Source organism: Novosphingobium sp. 18050 (assembly GCF_902706195.1).
Lineage (GTDB): Bacteria > Pseudomonadota > Alphaproteobacteria > Sphingomonadales > Sphingomonadaceae > Novosphingobium.
Genome location: NZ_CACSJO010000019.1, coordinates 22,648 through 43,678, shown reverse-complemented (window position 1 = coordinate 43,678; position 21,031 = coordinate 22,648). Strand labels below are relative to the sequence as shown.

Sequence of the window (21,031 nt, the reverse complement as noted above, 5' to 3'; positions counted from 1 at the left end):
CGGCACGGGAATGCGCAGCGGCCAAGGCCGCGAACCGTCATTGATGAGAGAAATCATGCCATTGCGCATAGCATGGATAGCAGTGCCGGGCTGATCGAAAAATGCGCCAGTACGCATTTTCGTTACCAACCTTCAGAAGTAGATGTCGATGTAGTCCGTCAGCCCGTCGCACCACTCGAACTCGCGCAGACGGTAGTAGTTGCGGTTCTGGGTGACGGCGAAGTGCCAGGTCTTGGTCTTTTTGCAGGAGCGGCCCTTGTCGGGCGTGTCGGTGATCTCGATCGTGCCGTCGAAGGTGAAATAGCCAACGCCAACCTCGCTGATCGTTCCGTCGAGGAACAGGCGCCCCGGCCCGCCCGCCTCGGCCTGCGCACCGCGCAGCCTCAAGGTGTCGCCGTCGCGCCGGACATAGGCCGTGCCGCGTGTGTTCCAGTCCAGCCACTGCAGGGTAAGGCCCTTGTTGGCCAGCAGGCGCTGCGCTCCGGTACGGTCGAGGACGCGGGTAGCTTCCCCCTCGGCCACGGGCGGGACAACTGCCTCGTCGGCCCCGGCCGCCAGCGCGGCGGAGAAAAGCAGCAGGCCCGTCAGCGCAGGCAGCAGCGTCAAATTCAGAATGCGCGCAAGCATGGGACCGAAGCTAACCAAACGCTTCGCGCCTGGCCAGCCCGTCCCTGCTACGCAAAGGCCGGATACGTTCAGGCCGGAACCTTGTTGCGCGCGGCCGCAAAGCGCAGGACCAGGTATCCCGCCAGCGCCGACACCAGCGATCCGCCCAGCACGCCGATCTTGACCTCGTCGATCAGCAGCGGATCGCTGAACGCCAGTCCGCCCACGAACAGGCTCATGGTGAAGCCGATGCCGCACAGCAGGCACATGCCGTAAGTCTGCAGCCAGGTTGCGCCGCTGGGGCGCTTGGCGATGCCAAAGTGCGCGCAGAGCCACACAGCCAGGAACACGCCCAACTGCTTGCCGAGGAACAGCCCCCCCGCCACGCCGAGCGGCAGCGGTGCAACGAGATGCTCCATGCCCAGCCCCTTCAGCGAGACACCGGCATTGGCGAAGCCGAACAGCGGCACGATGCCGAAGGCGACCCACTTGTGCAGACCATGCTCCAGCCGGTGCAGCGGCGATTCCGCGCTGTCGGGCGCGCCCGGGGTCACGCGGATCGGGATCAGGCTGGCAGCCAGCACACCCGCGATCGTTGCGTGAACGCCCGAAAGCAGCACCGCCAGCCACAGCAGCACGGCAAGACCAAGATAAGGCCACAGCTTCTGCACGCCCGCACGGTTGAGCACGAACATCACGCCCATGATGACGGCTGCCGCCAGCAGCGCGGGGCCGTGAATTCCGCTTGTATAGGCCAGCGCGATGACCGCCACGGCGCCCATGTCGTCGACGATGGCGACCGTGGTGAGAAACAGCTTGAGCGAGGCCGGCACGCGGCTGCCCAGGATCGCCATGACGCCGATGGCAAAGGCGATGTCCGTCGCCGCCGGGATCGCCCAGCCGCGCGCCAGACCCGGCACCGGCCCAGTGATCGCCAGGTAGATCAGCGCCGGGACTATCATGCCTGCCGTCGCGGCGATGGCCGGCAGGGCGCGGTCCGCCCAGCTGGAGAGATGCCCGTCGACGAACTCGCGCTTGATCTCCAGCCCGACCAGCAGGAAGAACAACGCCATCAGCGCGTCGTTGATCCAGTGCGCCAGCGACATCGGCCCGACCATCAGGTGCAGGGTGTGGAAATAGGTGTCCGCCAGCGGACTGTTGGCGACGATAAGAGCCAGGGCCGCAGCCCCCATGAGCAGGATGCCCCCCGCAGCCTCGCTGCGCAGGAAGGCGCGCAGGGCGGATGGCGGGCGCTTGGAAATCATCATGGTGGCTGGTCCAGCCCTTAATTGTTGTGCGTTCAGAGCTTCATGGCGCATCCGGCGCGGAGCGCAAGGCGCTGGCGTCCCCCGTCCACGCTGCTGGCCCGTCCATCGCCTTTCATAGCGCGAGGCGGTGGACCGGCCGCGATGCGCGATCTAGAAGCGTGGCCCGTGAGCAGGAAGGCATTTTGATGATGGAATACAAGCTCCTGATAGACGGCGCGCTGGTGGACGGGGCATCGGCCATCGATGTCGTCAACCCAGCCACCGGACAGACCTTCGCCGCGGCGCCCCGCGCCGATGAAGCGCAGGCGGAACTGGCCATCGCCGCTGCCCGGCGCGCCTTTCCGGCGTGGGCTGCGCGGGATTACGCAGGCAGGCGCGGCTATCTGGAGCAGCTTGCTTCCGCCATCGAGGCGCGCGCGGACGACTTCGCCCGGCTGCTGACCAAGGAACAGGGCAAGCCGCTGGAGCAGGCCCGGCAGGAAGTCATGGGCACGGTCGCCGCGCTCGGCTATTATGCGCAGCAGGAACTGGCACCGCGCACCTTGCGCGAAACCGCCGATAATCGGATCGTCGAACAGCGCTATCCGCTGGGCGTCGTCGCCGCGATCACGCCGTGGAACTACCCGCTGCTTCTGTTGATGCTGAAGGTGGCCCCCGCACTCATCACCGGCAATACCGTGATCGCCAAGCCCGCGCCGACCACCCCGCTCAGCACCCTGCTGCTGGGTGAGGTGGCCGCCACCATCCTGCCCGCCGGTGTGTTCCAGACCCTGGTGGACCGCAACGACCTGGGCGCCCTTCTCAGCGCCCATCCCGGCATCGCCCACGTCAGCTTCACCGGCTCCACACCCACCGGCAAGAAAGTACTGGGAAGCGCGTCCGACACACTCAAGCGCTTCACGCTGGAACTGGGCGGAAACGACGCCGCGATCATCCTCGACGATGCCGACATCGCCAAGGTCGCGCCCGCCATCTTCGCCGGGGCAACCACCAATTCCGGCCAGATCTGCCTGGCCGTCAAGCGCGTCTACGCCCCGCGCGCGATGATGGATGCCCTGTGCGATGAACTGGCACGGCTGGCCGCAGAGGCCGTCGTCGGCGATGGCCTCGAGCAGGGTACGACGATCGGCCCGATCCAGAACCGCGCCCAGTTCGAAAAGGTGCTGGCCCTGATCGAGGACGCCCGCGCCCAGGGAACCATAGTCGCGGGCGGCGAGCCTTCTTCGCGCGATGGCTACTTCATCGCCCCCACCATTGTGCGCGACCTGCCGGACGATGCCCGCCTGGTCCGCGAGGAACAGTTCGCGCCGGTCCTGCCCGTCCTCGCCTACGACGACATCGACGATGCGATCGCCCGCGTAAACGACAGCGACTTCGGCCTTGGCGGCACCGTCTGGACCTCGGACGTGGAGCGCGGGATCGCCGTCGCCGCGCGGATCGAAAGTGGCACCGTCTGGGTCAACAAGCACCTCGATCTTCCGTTTGACGTGCCTTTCGGCGGCGCCAAGCAGTCCGGTATCGGCCGCCAGCAGGGCATCGAAGGCATGGAGGACTTCACCCAGACGAGGATCGTCAACGCCGCGCTGGGGTAAGCGTTACCCCTCCAGCAGCCGTTCGTAGAAACCGCCGAAGCCGCGGTCGGGCGAAACGAGGTGGATCTCCAGTATCCAATGCCTCGCAAGGCCCGCCGCATCGGGCGCGCGCATAGCAGTGTTGTTGCCCGGTCTGATGTGACGCGAGGTCTTGTCGCCGGGGGTGCGCGCATAAGGGAACTCGCCGACGAGATGCCCGGCGATCTGGCCGCCGAACAGCCAGCCGCGCTGCTGCGCTTCCTCGTGGGCGATGTCGTAAAGCTGCGCGCCGGTGATGTCCCGGTCCGCATCGAAGCGCGCTTTGACGGCCTCGAACACTACCGGAAGGTCGGCGCACAGCGCATGCTTGCGCGGATCGCCGCCCACGGCATAGCTGCGCCCGACATCGGCCTCCCAGCCTCCGAAGACCGGGCCAAGGTCGAGGAACACCATGTCGTCAGCGCCGATCACACGGTCTGGCGCGGCTTCTCCGGCGACGCACAGCGTGTTGACGCCGGCGCGCACCACTCGGTCATGCCAATGCTCGGTCACGCCGAAGTCACGGGCCGCGATGGTGAAGATGTCGCCCTCCACTTCCAGTTCGCTGCGGCCCGGCGCGATCAGCCCAGCCGCCTCGATCGCATCGAGCAGCCCCAGCGCCTTGCGTTCCGCCGCCAGCAGTTCGGCAAAGGCATCGGATATAGGCGGGAAAGGGCTATGCATCGTTCAGTTCCTCAAGCTCGACCTCATGCCATATATTTGCGGGTCGATAGCGCAAGCCATGTCCGGTGTTCGCCTTCGCTCACCCGTCAGGCCAGCTGCTGACCTGACGGCGGGGCGCCCTGCCCCGCCGCACCCTCACGATATGAAAAAGCGGCTGAGGCCCATGGCCTTGAGGCCTCGGCGATAGGTCATCGAACTCATATCCGCAGGGATGTGGGCCTCCATCATCGGGTCAAGCGGCAGACACTCGGGCATCTGCACCTCGACGATCGCCTTGTCCTCCTCAAATACGCGCAAGTTGAAATCGTAGACGTCCTGAAGCGGCAGGTCGGTGTCGAAATTACGCGCCATCGGTGCAAACAGCCTCGTCACGCGGGCGGAAACCGGCGAGGCCGCATTCATGATGACCAGCCGATCCTCACCGGGGAAGTGGATCTCCAGCGTGGCGGTGAAGGGCAGGTGGCAGCGGAAATGCCGCAGCCAGTCGAAGCCCGGCACGCCCTTGCCCTCTACGCCGATCGGATAATTGCCGACCGTGCTCCAGTATTCGGCATCGAAGCCATAGCCGGTGACTTTGGTCTTGTAGGCCGGCACTTCGGCATTGTTCACGTCGCCGAACGTGTCGGTGTGCACGAAGGCGAAATGCGCGACATCGAGAAAGCCCTCCATCTGGCGTCCCGCGAAACCTTTGATATCGATCCAGGGGCAGACGATCTGCTGGAAAGCCGGTTCGTTCCAGTGCGGCATGTCGACGATGGCGCCCGGCGCCGGCTCGTCCGCCTCGGGCAGCAGGCAGGTCCAGATCAGGCCATAGCGCTCTACGCTGGGGAAGGTCTTGAGGTGCAGGCGCGCCGGGATATCTTTGGCGGGGTGCGCGGGAACATGGGTGCAGCGCCCCCCGGCCCCGAAGCGCAACCCGTGATAGGCGCAGACAACGCCCCCTTCAGCCTGCGTGCCCAGACTTAGCGGTACGCCGCGATGCGGGCAGATATCGGGCGCCACGACCACTTCCCCGTCCGCCTTGTATATGACGAGGCCCTGGTCGAGCAGCTTGGTGCCGATGGGCGCCTCGCCCACCTCCCGTGCGAGCGCCACGGGATACCAGTGGCGGGCCAGGATCGCCCAGTCCTCAGGCTCGAAAGTGCAGCCTCGCGGCAGGATAATGTCATCGTGAGGCTTCACGAGTGTAGCAGTGGCCATGGTTATTCTCTCGCAGTCGATGGAACAACCGCTGACCGATTTGACCCGCTCCATCAAACGCAATGATTTGCATATCGCGTTGCAAAAATTAGAGCGCCACCGGCAAACTGTCCGAAATTCGCCTGTTTCAAAGGCATCAAATCGAAAATATCAAAATTATGTTGTTCGGAATATAATTCGTCGAACGACCCTACGCCCCCTCGGCCCGGCTGAAACGACAAAGGGCGGCAAGCCTTTTCAGCTGCCGCCCCGTTTTTTCTCAATGATGAAAGGCCTGCTTAGCGCACGGAACCACGGCGCACGAGATTGACAATCGCCAGAAGGATGACGGCGCCGATCAGCGAGACAAGGAAAGAGCCCAGCGTGAGAGGCGCATTGTTGATGCTGCCGCCTGCGAAGATCAGGCTACCGATAAACGAGCCGACAATCCCGACGATCACGTTGAGGAAGATGCCCTGCTGCCCATCCGTGCGCATGATCAGGCTGGCCAGCCAGCCAATGACGCCGCCGACGATAAGCCACATGATAATTCCCATTAAACCCTCCTGTTTTCCGGAGGTCAGCAACCATCGTGGTATTGACGATACCGGAGCCAGTTTAACCTTCCACCTCGGACAACGTTCCCAGCCGCCGTCCTTCTGAATTTCCATTTCGGTCTGGCCGGAGCTGAACCGCTTTCACGGAATACCCCGAATTATCCTGGCAATCGGCGGCATCATGAGCCAACGAGGCGGCTGTCAATTCCCGGCCGTGCGAGGTTCAGATAATCGTTGTGCGGGCCACCGGCGGCAATGGCGACTTAGTTCGCAAGGCTGCTCCATATTCATGAATTCCTTGAGGCAATGATCCTGTGCAAGTCAGTAAATTCCAGGCAGACCTTTTTTTGCGCGACTGCTGGCAGAAGAAGCCACTGCTGATCAGGAACCCGTGGGCCACGTGGAGCAATCCGCTGGAGCCCGACGAACTGGCGGGCCTCGCCTGCGAAGAGGGCGTCGAATCCCGCCTCATCACGCAGGCCCATGGCGCTCTGGCCCTTGAACACGGCCCCTTTGCCGAGACCCGCTTCGGCGATCTGGGCGGTTCACCATGGACCCTTCTTGTCCAGGCAGTCGACCATCACGTGCCGGAAGTAAGCGCATTGCTCGAATCGTTTCGCTTCATACCCAACTGGCGGATCGACGACGTGATGGTCAGCTACGCGGTGGACAATGCAGGCGTGGGCGCACACTTCGATCAATATGACGTGTTCCTGATCCAGGGCCTTGGCAAACGGCGCTGGCAGGTCGGCGCGCCCTGCGACGAGCGGACCGAACTGCTGCCGCACGAAGACTTGCGGCTGCTTGCAAACTTCGAGCCGACGCAGGAGTGGATTCTCGAACCCGGCGATATCCTCTACGTGCCGCCCGGTATTCCGCACAACGGCATCGCCATCGGCGACGATTGCATGACCTACTCCATAGGCTTTCGTGCGCCGTCGCACGATGAACTGGTCGTCCAATGGTCCGAGCATATTCTGGATCGGGCGGACCGTGACCATCACTATACCGACCCTGCCCTTGCCTTGCAGGACAACCCCGGCGAGATCACGGCCGAGGCGCTCGACGGACTGCACGCGATGATCACCGAAAAGTTGCAGGACCGCGAGGAGTTCGCGCGGTGGTTCGGCCAGTACAACTCCATTCCCAAGAATGCCGATATCGACTGGGCGCCAGAGGTGCCCATCGACGCGGCCGATCTTCGCGCGCTGGTTTCGGCTCCGGTTTCCCTTATCCGCAACCCGGCCAGCCGATTTTCCTTCATCCGCGAGAGTGCCGGGGCCGTGATGTTGTTCGTCGATGGCCATTCGTACGCCTGCGCGGACGAGTGCGCGCTTTTCGCCGAACGCCTGTGTGCGAGCGATGACACCTCCATCGGTCTGAAAGAGATGGAATCGCAGTCCACGGTCGCCGTCATTGTAGCGCTGATCAACCTCGGCAGTGTCGAGATCGCCAACGAGGACTGAAAAGCCGAGGCGTGGAGGGAGGAACGCGTCCCTCCACGCAAATCGCGGGCCCGCAACGCCCCATTTGATCCATGCTAAAGATGAGGCGCAAATCCCGCGCCCTGCGGCGCCCTCAGCCCTTTAACCTGTAGGTCATGGGGACGAGGAACCGACGCTCGGCCGAAGACAGCCCCTGCGGGGGCCGTGGTAAGGGTTGGCCTCGTGAATTTGCTCCAGCGCCAAACTGTCGAGCACTGCATAGCCACTACTGCGCACCACTTCAGCCGATTCGAGACCGCCCTGTTCGTCGATCGTCAGGCGCACGAGCGCGGTGCCTTCCCGCTTCTTGCGCGCAAGATGGCCTGGATAGCCCTTGTGGCGTCCAATCCATGCGAAGATCCGGCGCGCGTAGCTACCGTCCACGGCTTCCGCTCGTCGTTCCGCGACTGGTGTGGCGAATGCACCGATGCCCCGCGCGAAATCGCTGAGATGGCTCTGGCACATGAGGTGGGGACCGATGTGGAACGGGCCTACTACCGCAGCGATGTGCTCGAAAAGCGGCGCAAACTGGTGGAGCAGTGGTCAGGCTACCTCACCGGCGAAACGCCGAAGGCTCGCTGACCGCTATCTGAACGCCGAACGCAAACGACCCTAAAATCGACCCTCAAACGGGGTCATGGTTGCCCCCGGTCGGCCGAGAACAGCTCCGAACATCAAACGTCGTAAAGCCTAGGAAATCCGCCCTTTTTCGGGCGCTCCCGATCATCAGCGATCAGGCTCTTGGCGGAGAGGGTGACAGCCGCACCAATCCGCCAAGCCCATGTATTTACTTCATAAAATATCGGACGCTCGACACAATACCATGTCCGATACCATGGATTTAATTTTTGCCCTCTCTGCGACCCGATTAGGGATTCGAACCGACGGGGAAATAAGCTCAGGGTCGTCCCCTTCCATGTTCACTCTCATGACCAGGCCGAGGGCCGCTCCCTCAAGATGAGCGCCCTTCACGCGCTCGACGATGGCGCGCACGTCATAGCCCCGATCGATCTTGCTCCCGATCCAAACCGCCCGGTCGCGCTTCAGGTAGCCGACCTTGATGCCACGGCAGCTGATCACCGCGACGGCCATCCGATCGTGCTCGTTCTCAGGCTCGCGCACCAGCCGAACTTCCTCGCCCGGCTGGCAATGCGCCAACTCCTCCTGCCGGCTGGTGCCGTCGTCATTGTCGTGACGCTCTCCGACTGCCGGCAAGCTGAAGTCGTTCCATCCCATTCCTGATCCCTTCACATGAGAACAAACATGGAACATACTAAGGGCGGATCAACCGATTCGCATAGAGGATTTCTCCATGTCCAATCTCGTGAAGCAGGATTTGAACGACCTCCGCATCAATGTCGCCGACGCCCCGGCCGAGCCGGTCCCGTTCGGCCGCTGGGTGCTTGAGCAGATGGACCGAGGCGGTTTCATCGGCGAACTCGCCAAGGCCGCCAAGGCCGATCGAGGTTTCCCGAAGGATGGCGGGCCTGACGCCGTGCGCAAGCGCCTGGGCGACACTGGCGCCGACCCTGAAATGTTCGACGCCGTGGAGGACGCCGAGCTGGACTGGAAGGCATACTGATGACGCCGCGATACCGCATCGCCACCTTCGGCCGGCCCCGGAGCCCATGGCGCGATAGCATTGAAGAGGCGATGGCCGACGCAATCAAGCTCGACCTCGCGTCATGGGACGCCAGCCGCCGCGAATGGTTTATCGCGGTGCCTGTGGAAATGGTGATCGACCGCAGCCGCTCAGCCGCAAACGTCTGTTAAGTTGCGCTTTACCGCTATCTGGCTATGTCCAATGGCTTCGAAGCTGTGGGGGCATTATGAGCAGTCTGTTCGTCATTTTATTTATTGCGGCCATCGTTGGCATCTTCAAGCCGTACATCAAAGGTGCAAAGCGCTGGCATTTCGGTCTCGCCGCCTTCGTGTTTTTCATTTTGATCGCTGTCTTTGCTGACCCGAAGCCTGTGGCAAGTCCGAGCGAAAGCGCTGGCGCCACGGCCAGTGGAAGCGCGGAAAGCAGTGATCCTTCGGAACCCAATGCGGAATCCGCGAAGCCGGAGAGCAAATGGACGTACTCGACAAACAAAGACGAGATGCGTGGGAGTGAATCGCACTACGCATCGCTCAAAAGTGATGCCGAAATTCAGCTAGATTTCCCATATGGAGAGCAGACGCCAGAAATTCTAATTCGCCAGTCCCCGAAATTCGGGTTCGATATTCTCGTTGGCGTCGCTAGCGGCCAAATCCAGTGCAGCGAATATAGCGATGGGCATCTGAGCGTTAAGTTCGACGATGGCCCGATTCAACGCTTCGGATGCACGGAGGCCGCAGATGGGTCGAGCAATATGGTATTCGTGGATAATGCGAAGAGTTTCCTCGCCAAGCTAAAGACCTCTAAAAAGGTCATCGTGGAGGCGCAGTTCTACCAGAACGGCATGCAGCAGATGACATTCCAGCCCGCTGGTCTGGAGTGGCCGAAAAAATAGGGCGCCATTGAGGTTTCGGCGCAAATCAAGCCGAAACCTCAATGGCCCAGCGACTGCCGACGAATTTCGTCGGCAGTCGCGCCTAGCAGTTCGAGACGATGAGTTCCCCGGCACGCTTGCCGCTGCCGCCGGTCGCCGTCGAGATCGTGTATGTCGTCTGGACCTCATCGAACGAAAATCGTCCGAAGACCTCGCGGGCCAGCGGCGTGTCATTAATCGACAGAACGAACCGCCCGGAAATTCCGGATAGTTGCTCGGCAAGCGTCCGGAAATCGGACGGCTGGAACCCTTCGCCATAGTCCGTCTCGCAGCCGACATACGGCGGGTCGAGGTAGAACAGCACGTCCGGCCCGTCATATCTACGGATGAGCTCGCCATAGGGTAGCTGCTCGATCACCACGCCCGAAAGGCGCTCGTGGATCTCGGCGAGGACGGGCTCCAGCTTTGTGACGTCGAACCGGCCGGGTGACCGACGGTCGACGCCAAAGCTGCGCCCGCTGACCTTGCCACCGAACGCCAGGCGCTGGAGGTAGAGGAAGCGAGCAGCGCGTTCCAGATCGGTCAGCACCTCCGCCCGCATGCTCGCAAGTCGCCCGAACTCGGCCCGGCTGGTGACCTGCCACCGCAGCACGTCCATGAATTGCGGATAGTGCCGTTGCAGGATGCGGAAGAGGTTCGCCACGTCGCCAGAGAGATCGTTGATGACCTCGGCGCGGGGCTTGGCATCGCGGCGCAGGAAGACCCCGCCCATGCCAACGAACGGCTCCACATAGGTCTGATGCGGGATTTTAGCGATCCGCGCGACCAGGCGGACAGCCAAGTTGCGCTTGCCGCCGATGTATGGCGCGGCCGGGGACACCGGCTGCACAGAAACAAGATTCGACTCCATGGATATTTTCGCTCACGAGAGCCCCGCCCTGTCAGGGCAGCGGGGCGTTAGCGGCTAGGCCAGCCGCGCGTGACGAGTTCGCGCTCGTCGGTTGCCGTGTTCGCGCACGGCACCCCCGCTCGGCCGGCGCCGCGAAGCGACATCGGGAGCGGACGTGTTCTTGAAAGTCTATCGGCGCGCCGACGATATCCGTCGTCGCTCAGGCGGCATCGGGCCAGATCGCGCTGCGCAGGATGCTGGTCGGCACGTTGGTCGGCATCGAGAACCAGAGGCACCCCCACGCGCCGCCGTACTGCTCGCAGGCCCCTGGAATGCCGTGCTGGCAAAGGCTGAATGATTCGAGTTCGCCAGTTTCAGGGTCTCGGAATACTTCGCGCGGGCATGGGCGCCGCTCGTAACCAGGGTTGGTCACGCCGTAGTGGAAGTCCAGCGGACCTTCGAACCAAGCGTTCGAATCGTACTCGGGCAGATCGGTGTTGTAGAGGTAGTCCCCAGGTTCGGCCCTGCCGATCAGGATGTCATAGGTGAAGCGCAGAACCGGCACGTTCGGCTGTGCGGGCGGGAAGCGGATGAGGTCGAGATGGGTTATCGCGATCTCAAACCCAGTTTCATCGAACTTGATCCTGGAACCGCTCCCGCTGTCCGTCGAGATGTAGAAACTGCCATCGCTGAACGGTGAGCCGTCACCGTGCGCCGTCGCGTAGGCGGTGCTTAGCGCGGTCACCGGATCGTCGATCTGGCCTTCATACCACCTGATCTGCATCTTTCCGCCATAGCCCGTCATATCTACCGGCTGACCAGCGTCGTCATAGATGTTGATCCGGTGGCGCCATGGGCGGTCATTGCTGCGGATATGAAGCGGCAGCCTGTGCGGAATAATCATGGAGCCTCCGGGTTGGAATAAGAGCGCGAAATTTTGTTCGCGCTAGGTCAGGCTGGCTCAATCGAGATGACGAGGCCGTTGGATGTCGTAATCTTGACCCCCGCCACGACATGCTCGCCGTCTGCGATAGGCGAAACAGCCGCGAGGTCGGTCAGCGCATCGCTAGCTGGCTGCGCTCCGATCGCGTCGCACCAGGCAGCGCCATTTGGCCTATCCACGATGGAAAGCGTGAAGGCGCTCGGCGTGTCGCCGGCAGCGTAGGCGTCGAGGGCGTCGGGGAGATCGACAGGCGCATAGGGCAGGCCGAGCCATGGAGTGACGCCATCGCCGTATTTCACGAGGCCCGTGTCGATATCCAGCGACGGTTCGCCGGGGCCGAGTACGGGATTGGCGCCTGTCCAGTTGGCGGTAGTGTCCCGGCGAAGCTGGAAGCGAACGGTAGGCATTGGTCAGGCCTCCGTGTAGGCGCCGCCGCCATCCAGAATGATGTCGTCAGCGTCGCTGATGGTCTCGGCTTCGTCTAGTTCGCCTTGGACCCCCGGCGTGAGGTAGCTGTCGGGATCGAACTCGAACATTTCAGGGTTATGCTCTTCCAGCTGCAGGCCAACCGAGAAGTCCTGGCTCAGCCCCCAGCTGGTCACTTGGAAGGCATAGTTGGACAGGCCATACCGTGACGTGCCCAGCTTCACGGTGTCGAGCGTCGATACCGCAATTCCCATGATGTTCATGGGCCAAGTGACGCGCCGTTCAGCCTGCGCTTTGCGGAGATAGTGCTCTAGGATGCGCTGCCCCCTCCATGGCGAGGTAATATGAGGCAGGTCATAGGAAAGCTGACGAATGTCGTCGGCATATTCCGACCTCGTCGGCACGTCGGCCGCTTGGTACTTAGCCGGCTCAATGTAGGTTCCGGAGACTTCGTTGCCCATCTGGTCACCTTCCATCAGGGCGGGGACTGTGATCGGCCCGGCGAGATCCATTTCTTGCAAGGTGGTGGATGGGGGCACGTAGTAGCCTGGCCGCATGAGCATCTTGCCACCGCTGTACGTGAATTTGCCTGCGCAACATGTGACGAAGGTGTCTCGAACCTCGCTCGCTGCCGCTCCGGTTTGAATGTAGCTGTCGAATTCGTAGCGGCGCTCTTGGCCGTCAGGCGTGTCAACCATCTCGTCGCAGACGTTTGCTTGCGCCGCGACCCAGTCCCAGTCTATCTCGTCATCGTAGCACCCGAAGCCGCCAAGCTCGCGCTCGGTTTTCATCCAGTCGTAGAAGACCAGCGCGGCGTTTCGCGTGTAGCCTGGAACACCTGTGCGCGGATCGTGGATGTCGTCCTTGCCCTCGATCTCCGCTGTGATGTTGGGCATGCCGACCTGAACAGTATCGTTGTCCAGGCGAAATTTCGCATAAATCAGTGCTGTGCCCCGTCCGCGATGCTGGGACGACCACTTGCCTGCCGTCTCAGCAACGAAGAGTGGGTGCGATAGCTGGTTTGGCGTGCCCCGGTAGAACCAGAGCCAAGCGCGGCCAGCGAACTTGCCAGTCGTTACCATCCCGGCGCTATTGACGTTCACCAGTTCATCGCCGAGCCACCATCTGACGACCCCTTTGCACTGGTGGCCCGCCACGGCGATGACGAAGTAACGTTCTCGCTTGCCCCGAGGGTGAAAAAAGATCAGCAGCCCGCTGACACGACGCTTTCCGTAAATAATAAAGCTGTTCGAAATCGACTGCCGAAACATTGTGGGCGATGCCGCGCCAGTATTCGGCTTGCCTGCCAAGATCTGAAACCCGACTGCTGCGATCGCAGAGCCGACTGCCGTGATTAAGGCTGTTGCAGCCGCTGTCGTTGCAGCAGTGGCGGTCACACCCAAGCTCGACAACAGTGAGGGCGCTAGCTGCGGAGCGAAGTACGCGACAGCTACAACCACCGCGATGACGGCAACTGCCTTTAGTACCTTGCCCATGAAGCCTCGTTGTTTGAGAATGCGGCCGATTATGGAGACCGCACAATGTTGATATTTCTCGCAATGGCACTGGCGTCGAGCGATGCGATTCGGGCCGAGGAATGGGCCCGCAAGGCTAAGCCCATCGCGACCTGCTCGTCTGAGGCCGACTGCGATGAAAAGTGGAAACGGGCTTCGGACTGGATCAGGAAGAGCACCCGATTTCAGTTTGCAGTCGATCGGCCAGATTTGCTGGCGACCTACGGCGCGATTTATGCCAACACCGACCTATCGTTTGTCCTAACCCGACGGCAGCGTGCAGACGGGACCACAGAGATCGCAGCGCGCGCTTGGTGCGGAAACGTCGTCGCTTGCAATCCAAAGCCGAAAAACGCGATCGCGGCGCTTACGAGAGAGGTCGGATAAGCGCCCAGGCGCCGTCGACCTCGCGCATCGGTACGAAATCACCGCCGAAGAACTCGGCCTGATCGCCCCTGCAGATGCCGATGGCCCACCCGCGCTGGACGATGTCGCCGCGCATAGCCTGGCGATAGGGTATCGGATCGCCATGGACCGCACTGATCACGCCGGCCATATCCCGAACACCCAGCCGCTTCATCATTAACGCCCAGTCGCGAGCGCGCCGGGGCGAAGGGCCTACGACATCGCAAATGTCCTGCTCACTAGTCGCCAAGACATGTAGGCGCCACCGATCCCCACAGTGAGCAGACCAGGCGGGTTCGCTCACAGAACGGCGCTCTGCTTTGCCTTCGCCCACAGAACAGGCACTTCGACCATCCGACTGACATACTGAAACGCCAGATCATCGGGGTATTTCCGGCGCTGCCACCAGTCGGTAAATCTCTTAATTGTCGGGCGGCGCTGGTCGCGCATTCGGCTTTCCCCGCCAGCGCTTACCGTGATGGTTTGGCCGGCATCGACGATCTCATAAGTGTCGAGACGACCTTTCCAGATGTTCTTGAAACCGATCACCGTTGAAAAGCTTGGGTCGAGCGCGCCGACATACAGCTCGTACAAGCAGCCTCGCTTCGCTTGGTCGGCGATGTCGTCCCGAAATTCAGAAGGTATCTGGTATAGAGTAGCCTTAACGCCCGTCGCCGAACCATCGGTGCCTTCGCCGATAGTATCAATTTGGCCTAGGCCGCCGATAGCTGTCCATTCCTCGCCCGCGTAGGCGATCGTCGCGTTGCCGGTCACTGCATAGACGGGGTCAGGCAGGTCGATATGCAGCCCGAGAAAGGGGCGCAGTTCTGGCTTCTCGATCTCCTCCTGGAGGCCGAGGTCGAGATCGCGAATTCCGCTCACATGGGCTCCGGGTTGGGCGGGCCTTCGACCGGGCCGCCTGGGTCGTCGGGGAATCCGTTGCCGAGGGGCGGCAACAGATCCTCCGTGAAATCGAGCATGTATTCGATAGGCGCGCCGACCTCGCCTTCGTTCTGGCCTGCATCCTCCGAGGCCAAACGAAAGCGGGCGGTCACCTGGTCCATTTGCAACGGCGCGCCAACCTCGATCGCTGCCGACAGCGGCGGCTTGAACTCGACAACGATGCCACCGTCGGGCGGCGCGAACGACATCATGTCTCCTGCAGCGCTGGGCGATACGCGCGTGATGATATGCGGCCGGCCGTCACCGCCAATGTAGTCGCCGACGGACGGGCCCACCCAGCCAGACTGCCTACGGATCACCATGGTTGTCGCTCCGACCTGAGCGCCATCGACCGTCGCAAACCCGGGGGCATACCCTGACAGGTAGCTTTGTGGCCTAGGGCGGCGAAAGTCATGGAAACGGATGCTATTAAGGCCGCCTTCCATTTCGGCGATCAGAGCATCGAGGCGCGCAGCATAATAGGCCGCGTCGAAGCCGTCGGGACCTCGGCCAATCGCCGGGTCGTCGTATCCATGGCCGGCACGAAATGACAGGCGCGCGATCCAGCGCGGAGCCGACAGTCCATAGACCTTGCGGGTACGTGTCAGAGGGCTTTCCTGCCCTCCGACATGGGGCTGTAGGTAAAACATCGTCTTGTAGGGGAAAAGCCCGGCGGGCCACACGAGATCAGCCACGGCGACGATTAGCCTCATTGATTGCATTTATGGCCGCCTGGCGACCCGCGTCGGCGAAGCGGATCGCTTCTTCCTTGGTCGCCAGATCGATGGCGCCGCTGAACGTGAGCTTCTGATTCACCGTGACCCCTCCGGACCCTCCGTTGTCGTTGCCCGGCTTCTGGATGTCGACGATCTCCCCCGCCGAGGCGCGGAACGACACGAGGTTCTGATCGATGCCGGGATTGCCTCCGACCTTGAAACGCCCGCCGTTCTGGAATTTCGGTAGGTCATTCCAGTCCACGCCAGCAGCGGCTGACTTATCGAAGCCGCCGCTTCCGCCGCCGAGCACCTTGCCGACTACCTTGCCGATTGATCCGAGGATTCCGCCGCCGCCGCCCGACCCGCTGATGTTGGAAAAGAGTTTGGAGATCAGGTCGGCAAGGCTGTTCAAAGCCTCTTCCATTCCCTTCGCCACCCGGTCCCGCCACCAGTTCTTCAGGAAGCCGCCCAGGTCACCGTCGAGCGCCGCGCGGACACCGCTCTTGAACGTATCGCGGAAGACGCCCGTCTGGCGCGCCTTGTCCATCTCGTCCCATTCACGGCTGGCCTGATCCTGCGCCTGGCCGTCGTCCATGTCCGGGAAGTCGCGCTTCAGTTCCTGAATGCGCTTGCGGATATCGACCTCACGCTGAAGCTGGCGGATGCGCTCCTCGCTATCCCCGCGCGTTTTCGCCAACTCTAGCTGGCGGTCTTGCTCGCTCTCGGCGATCAAGCGCGCGCGGATCTCGGCACGCGCCTGATCTGTCTCCAGCTGTTGGCGGATCGCCCGCGCGGTTGCTTCCTCGATCGAAAGGCCGTCGCGCTGGAAGCCCAGGATCGCATTCTTCAGGTCCTGCTGACGCTGCAGCGTCTCCTCAAGTTTTCCGTTGTCGGTGATGCGGGCTAGGTCGATCTGATGGGCGGCCTCGTCGCGATCGAGGTCCTTGGCCAGCCCTTCACGCCGCGCAGCCTCAAGCGTCGCCATGTCGCGCTTCGCCGCTGCCGTGGCCTGCTCCAGCGACAGGCCGGTTCGCTGATAGGCCTCTATCTGCTTGCTCAGATCAAGGCGGTTACGGATCGCGCGCTCGGCCTCGATGTCGCCGCGCAAGCGCGCCGCCTCAAGCTCAAGATCGTCCTGCAGCTGCTGGCGGTTGCCGGCATCGTAGGTGGTGTCGCGTCCCTTCTTGGTGCGCTTCTTCTTTTCCTCGTCGAAGTTGACGGTCTTCTTCGCCGCCGGCGCGGGGTCTGCCCCGGCCTCTGGCTTCCCAGGCGCGGCGCCGGTGTTGTCGTTGCCGGCCTTGCCCAAGCCCAGCCGCTCCTGCAGCGCGCCCCATTTGTCGCCAATCCACGTCGCGGCTTTGCCGATCCACGTCATCAGCGTGCCGAACTTGTCGACCAGCCACGCCTTGACGCCCTGATAGACGCCCTTGGCCGCCGCAACGACATTCGGGAAGGCGTTGGCGACGAAGTTGACGCCGGACTGCACCGAACTGGTGAACCAGCCGACAATAGTCTGGAAACCGTCGGCCAGCCACTTTTTCGCCGCCGCCCAGGCCTGCTGAAGCGGTGCGCTGATCTCCGGCACCAGTGCCGAGATCACATTGATGATCGTGTCGTACACCGCCTCGACGACGCGGCCCGCCGCCTCCCATGCACCGGAGAAGTCCCCGGTCAAAAGCGCGCTGACAACGTCGACCACGCCGCTGATGATGTCGACGACGCCGGAGAAGATAGCGATCACCCCGCCGATGACCCGCTCGATGACCTCGCCGGCAAGCATGATCGCGCCGACCAGCACCGTGCCGACAACGTCCTTCAGGCCGGACAGCAGCGAGATCAGCCCGTCGATCGCGGACCCGATGGGGCCGCCAGAGAGCTTTGCGAAAAGGTCGGTCAGTTTCGCGAACAGCGCCTGCACCGGCGGCCCGAGCGTTTCCGTCATGCTGGCCCACACGGCCGACAGCGCGAACGCGATCTCGTCCTTAAACAGGAGGATGGCGCTGATCACCAGACCGACCGGGCCCATGAACGCGAGAAGCCGCGAGCCGACCATCGCGAGCACGCGCGCAAGGCCCATTTCGCCGAGCAAGCCGATGACCGTCGAGACGGGCGCGATGATCAAACCCAGCGCGCGACCGATCAGACCGAATTTGGAGGCTGCGAAGTTGGCGAGCAGGACGGCGCCGACGTGGCCGAGGACGACGAGGAGTGGCCCGAGGGCAGCGCCAAATGCGGCGAACGCCGCGCCGACCTTCTTCACCGAGACCGGGGCATTCGCAATTGCCTCAAGCAACGACGCAAAGCCGTTCTTGATAGCGGTCGTGAACTTCAGAAGGCCGGTGTCGAGGCCGAGTGAAATTTTCACCCCCTCCCACGCCGCCGCGATGCGTTTGCCGGCCGCTTCCGAGCCCTGCATCATCACCGCGATCTTGCCGTTCACGTCACCGTTAGCGACGGCGTCCCGGTACTTTTCAAAGCCCTCGCGGCCTTGGTTCATCAGGCCAATGGCCGTGCGCGCGGCATCGGCGCCGAAGATCGGGGTTAGCGCGTCCTGCTTGCTCTTGTCGGTCAGCCCGCCAAGCGCGTCCTGCAGGATCTGTGCCTGCTCGTTGAGCGGCTTGAGCGCGCCGGACTGGTCATAGAACGAGATGCCCAGCTTGCTCAGGGCCTTCTGGGCTTCCTTGCTCTTGCCCGTGAGCGTCTGGATATAGGTCTTGAAGGAAGTGCCCGCATCGGCGCCGCTGGCGAACATGGTGCTGGTCGCGGCGATGGCGGTCGAGAAGTCCTCAAAGCTGACACCGGAGGCGGCAGCAATCGCGCCGCCCTGCCCGACAGCCAGGCGGAAGTCGTCGAAGCCCATTTTCGACGCATCGAGAGCGCCGACGATATTGGTCATCACGGCAGGCAGATCGGCGGCGGTCTTCCCGAACTGGCCCATCACGTCGGTGACCAGGCCGGCAGCCGATTCCGCATCGGTCATGCCTGCGGCCGACAGCTTCAGCGTCGCATCAAGAGCGCCGCCAAGGATGTCGGCAGCTGACACGCCAGCGCGGGCAAGCGAATCGATGGCGCCGGCGGCTTCGGTCGCTCCCACGCCCACCGCAGGACCCATCTTTCGCGCTGCGTCCGAGAGCGCGTTGATCTGGTCAGGCGAGGCATCCATTAGCGCCGCGCGGACCTTGTTCATTTGCGCTTCGAACGAGCCAGCGTCCTTGTCGATGGTCTTCACCATCGCCGCGAAAGGCACGGTGATGCCGAGGGTGACGCCCACGCCAATGCGCTTGAGCTTCCGCTCGACTGCCTCGAACTTATCGACGAGGCGGCCAAGGACGCCTTCAACGCCCTTGGCCCCTGCGTCAAAATCGGACGTGTCAGCACCGAACACGACGCGTGCGGCGCCGACGACTGCCATATTCATGCAGCTTGTCCTTCCGAACGGATTTCACCAGCCGCGCCCGCCCAGGAGGCGCAAGCGGCGTACATCGCTTGCCAGCTTTGTCGGACGGGCTTGGTCGCCGACGGTGACAGCAGTTTCTTGAGGGGTATCGGTTTCTTGGAGCGGCCCAGCATCGCCGTTGTCCAAGCCGCTTCCATGCGCTGATCGTGCCTCATGCGAGCGGCCCGCGCCTTACCTTCGAAGACGCGGGCAATCTCACGAGGCGTCAGCGCCCAGAACTGGGCCGGGTCTAGGTCTTCGGCCTGGCACCAGCTGACGTGGAGTTCCGCCCAGTCCCACGGGCGCTCGGCGCTTTGGGCGCCGGCTTGCGAGGGCCCGGCGCGCCGCTCTCGGCCGCCTCCGGGAATGCGGTCGTGACGGCCCGCATAATCATCTCAAGCGACGGCTCAAGGCCGCCGATCGCATCGATGATCTGACCGGCTTCCACGTCCGACATGTCGGGGTGGCAGTCAGTCAGGCCGATGCGGAACATCTTGCGGATTTTGCGCAGAGAAGGTCGCTCACCGAGAACGTCCTGAAGCTCGCTGATGTTGTCGAGGTCGAACTCCTCTTCCAGCACGCACAAAGCGTTCGTGGAAAAGGCGAAGACGTAGCGCCGTGGCTCGGCTTCGCCCTCGAACGGAAGGTCGAAGCCGAGCCGGCCCCGGTGGCTATTTGCCGCCGTCATATCAGGCGGCCGGCGTCAGGACGGGCTTGCCGGTGACCTTGAAGGTCACAGAGCCGGTCATACGGTCATCGAGCGGAGTTGCGCGGCCATGGGCCGTCGCGAAGCCCCTGAAGTTCAGCGCCGCGCCGTTGGGGAACATGATGCACCAGGGCTCCACGATGCGCGAAGCGAGGTGGGTTGCGATCACCGCGTCGTCGTACAGCCCGGGGACGAGGTTGTAGACGATGCTGACCTCGCCTCCATCCGTCAGGCCCGGCTTGTATTCGTGGTGCGCGTCGGGGCTGCCGTGGTGCGTGAACGTCACGCTATCGCGCGCCGATTCGGGGGGATTGATTTCGGTCGCCTCTGCGAACGGGATATAGCCGACGCCGCTCGGGCCCTTGCCGAAGGTGGTGAGGAGACCGATGTCGGTCGCCGCGTTAGTCTCTGCCATTATAGCCTCCTAATCAGGCGCAGCGCCTGGGTCAGTCGTGGGTGATGTCTTCGCCGGCCGGGTGGCCGTCGATCGGCCCGGCAATGCCGGGGGCGATGGTGGTGGCGCCGGGATCGGCAGCGCTGTTCGCTGCGATATCCAACGCGAGGGAATCGATGCCCGCCTTGATTTCAGCCTTGGTCGGCTTGGTGCCCTCGGTGTCGCTGATTTCCGCAAGCCCAAGGTCGATGAGTTCCTGGCCGCGCTCGGCGGTGACGTTCATCTTCTTGCCAGCCGGGACTTCCGCGTCCTTGGGGTCTTCGGCGAGCTTGTCGATGAAAGGGGCCGTGATAACGATCCACATGGTTCTTCTCCCGTCAGGTGTAGAGGCTGTGCCAAACCACCACGTCGACACTCGACCGATGGACTGGGCCTTTGTTGTCGCTGTCCGAATCCGACCGGCGACCAACAATGAAAGTGCGGAGGCGCACGCCAAGGCGCTCACCCCGGAAGCCGACCAAAAGGCCGGCGGGCTGCGCTGGGCCGCCTGGGCTGGCGAGAACCAATGATAGGTCCTTCGCCGCCTTGTAGGTCCGTCCCCAGCACTCGATCTGGACGCGGTCCACGTCCCAGCCGCTCGGGGCGTTCATGTTCATCAGTGCGCCGCCCGAAATGCGTTCGAGGGTAACGGCCGGCAGCCCATCGCCCTGGGGACGCACACCCCAGTCTACGCGGCGAGCGACCACGTCTGTGATCGCCGCCGTTCCCAGCAGCAGATCCCGCAGCGCCTCGTCCATC

General features: G+C 62.9%; 26 protein-coding genes. 7 read left to right on the top strand and 19 right to left on the bottom strand.

Annotation, left to right across the window (positions count from 1 at the left end):
* Positions 1–132 precede the first annotated feature (132 nt).
* Both GVL61_RS17450 and nhaA read right to left on the bottom strand, forming a co-directional pair.
* A complete protein-coding gene (locus GVL61_RS17450; RefSeq protein ID WP_159981938.1) occupies positions 133–627 on the bottom strand; it encodes a hypothetical protein in 495 nt (164 codons plus the stop codon).
* A gap of 68 nt (positions 628–695) precedes the next feature.
* Entirely contained in the window at positions 696–1,874 is a 1,179-nt protein-coding gene (gene nhaA, locus GVL61_RS17445) for a Na+/H+ antiporter NhaA (RefSeq protein WP_159981937.1), read from the bottom strand.
* A gap of 188 nt (positions 1,875–2,062) precedes the next feature.
* Here nhaA and GVL61_RS17440 point away from each other — a divergent pair, with 188 nt between their 5' ends.
* A complete protein-coding gene (locus GVL61_RS17440; protein WP_159981936.1) occupies positions 2,063–3,466 on the top strand; it encodes an aldehyde dehydrogenase family protein in 1,404 nt (467 codons plus the stop codon).
* A gap of 3 nt (positions 3,467–3,469) precedes the next feature.
* Here GVL61_RS17440 and GVL61_RS17435 read toward each other — a convergent pair whose 3' ends face one another.
* On the bottom strand, positions 3,470–4,168 hold the full coding sequence (locus tag GVL61_RS17435; RefSeq protein ID WP_159981935.1) for a M24 family metallopeptidase: 699 nt from the start codon (positions 4,166–4,168) through the stop codon (positions 3,470–3,472).
* A 135-nt stretch (positions 4,169–4,303) separates the two neighbouring features.
* The gene (locus GVL61_RS17430; RefSeq protein WP_159981934.1) at positions 4,304–5,368 is read right to left on the bottom strand and encodes an aromatic ring-hydroxylating dioxygenase subunit alpha; all 1,065 of its coding nucleotides are present in this window, start codon (positions 5,366–5,368) and stop codon (positions 4,304–4,306) included.
* Here GVL61_RS17430 and GVL61_RS17425 point away from each other — a divergent pair.
* Positions 5,367–5,678 carry a hypothetical protein gene (locus GVL61_RS17425; RefSeq protein ID WP_159981933.1) on the top strand — a complete coding sequence of 104 codons (312 nt, stop codon included), beginning with the start codon at positions 5,367–5,369 and terminating at the stop codon, positions 5,676–5,678. The genes GVL61_RS17430 and GVL61_RS17425 overlap by 2 nt on opposite strands.
* Here the strand turns inward: GVL61_RS17425 and GVL61_RS17420 are convergent.
* Positions 5,647–5,904, bottom strand: coding sequence for a GlsB/YeaQ/YmgE family stress response membrane protein (locus tag GVL61_RS17420; protein WP_159981981.1), 258 nt, complete (start codon positions 5,902–5,904; stop codon positions 5,647–5,649). The genes GVL61_RS17425 and GVL61_RS17420 overlap by 32 nt on opposite strands.
* Positions 5,905–6,218: 314 nt before the next feature.
* Between GVL61_RS17420 and GVL61_RS17415 the strand changes: the two genes are divergently transcribed.
* Entirely contained in the window at positions 6,219–7,370 is a 1,152-nt protein-coding gene (locus GVL61_RS17415) for a cupin domain-containing protein (RefSeq protein WP_159981932.1), read from the top strand.
* A 132-nt stretch (positions 7,371–7,502) separates the two neighbouring features.
* On the opposite strand, the gene GVL61_RS25450 is transcribed toward GVL61_RS17415, so the two are convergent.
* Positions 7,503–7,853 carry an energy transducer TonB gene (locus tag GVL61_RS25450; RefSeq protein WP_368667129.1) on the bottom strand — a complete coding sequence of 117 codons (351 nt, stop codon included), beginning with the start codon at positions 7,851–7,853 and terminating at the stop codon, positions 7,503–7,505.
* Between GVL61_RS25450 and GVL61_RS25445 the strand changes: the two genes are divergently transcribed.
* Positions 7,839–7,970: a hypothetical protein gene (locus tag GVL61_RS25445; RefSeq protein ID WP_368667128.1), complete on the top strand. Its 132-nt coding sequence runs from the start codon at positions 7,839–7,841 to the stop codon at positions 7,968–7,970. The genes GVL61_RS25450 and GVL61_RS25445 overlap by 15 nt on opposite strands.
* Before the next feature lie 210 nt (positions 7,971–8,180).
* Here the strand turns inward: GVL61_RS25445 and GVL61_RS17400 are convergent, their stop codons facing one another.
* A complete protein-coding gene (locus tag GVL61_RS17400) occupies positions 8,181–8,624 on the bottom strand; it encodes an HIRAN domain-containing protein (RefSeq protein ID WP_159981930.1) in 444 nt (147 codons plus the stop codon).
* A 76-nt stretch (positions 8,625–8,700) separates the two neighbouring features.
* Here GVL61_RS17400 and GVL61_RS17395 point away from each other — a divergent pair, with 76 nt between their 5' ends.
* Positions 8,701–8,970, top strand: coding sequence for a hypothetical protein (locus GVL61_RS17395; RefSeq protein ID WP_159981929.1), 270 nt, complete (start codon positions 8,701–8,703; stop codon positions 8,968–8,970).
* A 247-nt stretch (positions 8,971–9,217) separates the two neighbouring features.
* A complete protein-coding gene (locus GVL61_RS17385; RefSeq protein WP_159981927.1) occupies positions 9,218–9,883 on the top strand; it encodes a hypothetical protein in 666 nt (221 codons plus the stop codon).
* Positions 9,884–9,965: 82 nt separating this feature from the next.
* Here the strand turns inward: GVL61_RS17385 and GVL61_RS17380 are convergent, their stop codons facing one another.
* The 4 genes from GVL61_RS17380 to GVL61_RS17365 form a co-directional block, all read right to left on the bottom strand.
* Positions 9,966–10,772: a DNA adenine methylase gene (locus GVL61_RS17380; protein WP_159981926.1), complete on the bottom strand. Its 807-nt coding sequence runs from the start codon at positions 10,770–10,772 to the stop codon at positions 9,966–9,968.
* Between the two features lie 199 nt (positions 10,773–10,971).
* Positions 10,972–11,655: a hypothetical protein gene (locus tag GVL61_RS17375; protein ID WP_159981925.1), complete on the bottom strand. Its 684-nt coding sequence runs from the start codon at positions 11,653–11,655 to the stop codon at positions 10,972–10,974.
* Between the two features lie 47 nt (positions 11,656–11,702).
* Positions 11,703–12,101, bottom strand: coding sequence for a PE-PGRS family protein (locus GVL61_RS17370; protein WP_159981924.1), 399 nt, complete (start codon positions 12,099–12,101; stop codon positions 11,703–11,705).
* A gap of 3 nt (positions 12,102–12,104) precedes the next feature.
* The gene (locus GVL61_RS17365) at positions 12,105–13,616 is read right to left on the bottom strand and encodes a hypothetical protein (protein WP_159981923.1); all 1,512 of its coding nucleotides are present in this window, start codon (positions 13,614–13,616) and stop codon (positions 12,105–12,107) included.
* Positions 13,617–13,661: 45 nt separating this feature from the next.
* On the opposite strand from GVL61_RS17365, the gene GVL61_RS17360 reads away from it, so the two are divergent.
* Positions 13,662–14,021: a hypothetical protein gene (locus tag GVL61_RS17360; protein ID WP_159981922.1), complete on the top strand. Its 360-nt coding sequence runs from the start codon at positions 13,662–13,664 to the stop codon at positions 14,019–14,021.
* On the opposite strand, the gene GVL61_RS25065 is transcribed toward GVL61_RS17360, so the two are convergent.
* The 8 genes from GVL61_RS25065 to GVL61_RS17315 form a co-directional block, all read right to left on the bottom strand.
* Positions 14,002–14,214 carry a hypothetical protein gene (locus GVL61_RS25065; RefSeq protein WP_235037761.1) on the bottom strand — a complete coding sequence of 71 codons (213 nt, stop codon included), beginning with the start codon at positions 14,212–14,214 and terminating at the stop codon, positions 14,002–14,004. The two genes, GVL61_RS17360 and GVL61_RS25065, sit on opposite strands and share 20 nt — an antisense overlap.
* Before the next feature lie 125 nt (positions 14,215–14,339).
* Positions 14,340–14,921 (bottom strand): hypothetical protein, encoded by a 582-nt coding sequence (locus tag GVL61_RS17350; RefSeq protein ID WP_159981920.1) that lies wholly within the window; start codon positions 14,919–14,921, stop codon positions 14,340–14,342.
* Complete coding sequence (locus GVL61_RS17345) at positions 14,918–15,676, bottom strand: hypothetical protein (RefSeq protein WP_200844848.1); 759 nt, start codon at positions 15,674–15,676, stop codon at positions 14,918–14,920. The genes GVL61_RS17350 and GVL61_RS17345 overlap by 4 nt, the downstream gene beginning before the upstream one ends.
* The gene (locus tag GVL61_RS17340) at positions 15,669–19,115 is read right to left on the bottom strand and encodes a phage tail tape measure protein (protein ID WP_159981919.1); all 3,447 of its coding nucleotides are present in this window, start codon (positions 19,113–19,115) and stop codon (positions 15,669–15,671) included. The genes GVL61_RS17345 and GVL61_RS17340 overlap by 8 nt, the downstream gene beginning before the upstream one ends.
* 268 nt (positions 19,116–19,383) lie before the next feature.
* Positions 19,384–19,821, bottom strand: coding sequence for a hypothetical protein (locus GVL61_RS17330; protein WP_159981918.1), 438 nt, complete (start codon positions 19,819–19,821; stop codon positions 19,384–19,386).
* A gap of 1 nt (position 19,822) precedes the next feature.
* Complete coding sequence (locus GVL61_RS17325; RefSeq protein WP_159981917.1) at positions 19,823–20,254, bottom strand: phage tail tube protein; 432 nt, start codon at positions 20,252–20,254, stop codon at positions 19,823–19,825.
* Positions 20,255–20,285: 31 nt separating this feature from the next.
* Positions 20,286–20,597: a hypothetical protein gene (locus tag GVL61_RS17320; RefSeq protein ID WP_159981916.1), complete on the bottom strand. Its 312-nt coding sequence runs from the start codon at positions 20,595–20,597 to the stop codon at positions 20,286–20,288.
* Between the two features lie 13 nt (positions 20,598–20,610).
* Positions 20,611–21,030: a DUF3168 domain-containing protein gene (locus tag GVL61_RS17315; RefSeq protein ID WP_159981915.1), complete on the bottom strand. Its 420-nt coding sequence runs from the start codon at positions 21,028–21,030 to the stop codon at positions 20,611–20,613.
* Position 21,031: the final 1 nt, after the last annotated feature.

Excerpts from the sequence above, each read along its gene's own strand:
- GVL61_RS17450 (WP_159981938.1), bottom strand. The coding sequence starts at position 627 with ATGCTTGCGCGCATTCTGAATTTGACGCTGCTGCCTGCGCTGACGGGC.
- nhaA (WP_159981937.1), bottom strand. The coding sequence starts at position 1,874 with ATGATGATTTCCAAGCGCCCGCCATCCGCCCTGCGCGCCTTCCTGCGC.
- GVL61_RS17440 (WP_159981936.1), top strand. The coding sequence starts at position 2,063 with ATGGAATACAAGCTCCTGATAGACGGCGCGCTGGTGGACGGGGCATCG.
- GVL61_RS17435 (WP_159981935.1), bottom strand. The coding sequence starts at position 4,168 with ATGCATAGCCCTTTCCCGCCTATATCCGATGCCTTTGCCGAACTGCTG.
- GVL61_RS17425 (WP_159981933.1), top strand. The coding sequence starts at position 5,367 with ATGGTTATTCTCTCGCAGTCGATGGAACAACCGCTGACCGATTTGACC.
- GVL61_RS17430 (WP_159981934.1), bottom strand. The coding sequence starts at position 5,368 with ATGGCCACTGCTACACTCGTGAAGCCTCACGATGACATTATCCTGCCG.
- GVL61_RS17420 (WP_159981981.1), bottom strand. The coding sequence starts at position 5,904 with ATGGGAATTATCATGTGGCTTATCGTCGGCGGCGTCATTGGCTGGCTG.
- GVL61_RS25445 (WP_368667128.1), top strand. The coding sequence starts at position 7,839 with ATGGCTCTGGCACATGAGGTGGGGACCGATGTGGAACGGGCCTACTAC.
- GVL61_RS25450 (WP_368667129.1), bottom strand. The coding sequence starts at position 7,853 with ATGTGCCAGAGCCATCTCAGCGATTTCGCGCGGGGCATCGGTGCATTC.
- GVL61_RS17400 (WP_159981930.1), bottom strand. The coding sequence starts at position 8,624 with ATGGGATGGAACGACTTCAGCTTGCCGGCAGTCGGAGAGCGTCACGAC.
- GVL61_RS17395 (WP_159981929.1), top strand. The coding sequence starts at position 8,701 with ATGTCCAATCTCGTGAAGCAGGATTTGAACGACCTCCGCATCAATGTC.
- GVL61_RS17385 (WP_159981927.1), top strand. The coding sequence starts at position 9,218 with ATGAGCAGTCTGTTCGTCATTTTATTTATTGCGGCCATCGTTGGCATC.
- GVL61_RS17380 (WP_159981926.1), bottom strand. The coding sequence starts at position 10,772 with ATGGAGTCGAATCTTGTTTCTGTGCAGCCGGTGTCCCCGGCCGCGCCA.
- GVL61_RS17375 (WP_159981925.1), bottom strand. The coding sequence starts at position 11,655 with ATGATTATTCCGCACAGGCTGCCGCTTCATATCCGCAGCAATGACCGC.
- GVL61_RS17370 (WP_159981924.1), bottom strand. The coding sequence starts at position 12,101 with ATGCCTACCGTTCGCTTCCAGCTTCGCCGGGACACTACCGCCAACTGG.
- GVL61_RS17365 (WP_159981923.1), bottom strand. The coding sequence starts at position 13,616 with ATGGGCAAGGTACTAAAGGCAGTTGCCGTCATCGCGGTGGTTGTAGCT.
- GVL61_RS17360 (WP_159981922.1), top strand. The coding sequence starts at position 13,662 with ATGTTGATATTTCTCGCAATGGCACTGGCGTCGAGCGATGCGATTCGG.
- GVL61_RS25065 (WP_235037761.1), bottom strand. The coding sequence starts at position 14,214 with ATGAAGCGGCTGGGTGTTCGGGATATGGCCGGCGTGATCAGTGCGGTC.
- GVL61_RS17340 (WP_159981919.1), bottom strand. The coding sequence starts at position 19,115 with ATGAATATGGCAGTCGTCGGCGCCGCACGCGTCGTGTTCGGTGCTGAC.
- GVL61_RS17330 (WP_159981918.1), bottom strand. The coding sequence starts at position 19,821 with ATGACGGCGGCAAATAGCCACCGGGGCCGGCTCGGCTTCGACCTTCCG.
- GVL61_RS17325 (WP_159981917.1), bottom strand. The coding sequence starts at position 20,254 with ATGGCAGAGACTAACGCGGCGACCGACATCGGTCTCCTCACCACCTTC.
- GVL61_RS17320 (WP_159981916.1), bottom strand. The coding sequence starts at position 20,597 with ATGTGGATCGTTATCACGGCCCCTTTCATCGACAAGCTCGCCGAAGAC.
- GVL61_RS17315 (WP_159981915.1), bottom strand. The coding sequence starts at position 21,030 with ATGGACGAGGCGCTGCGGGATCTGCTGCTGGGAACGGCGGCGATCACA.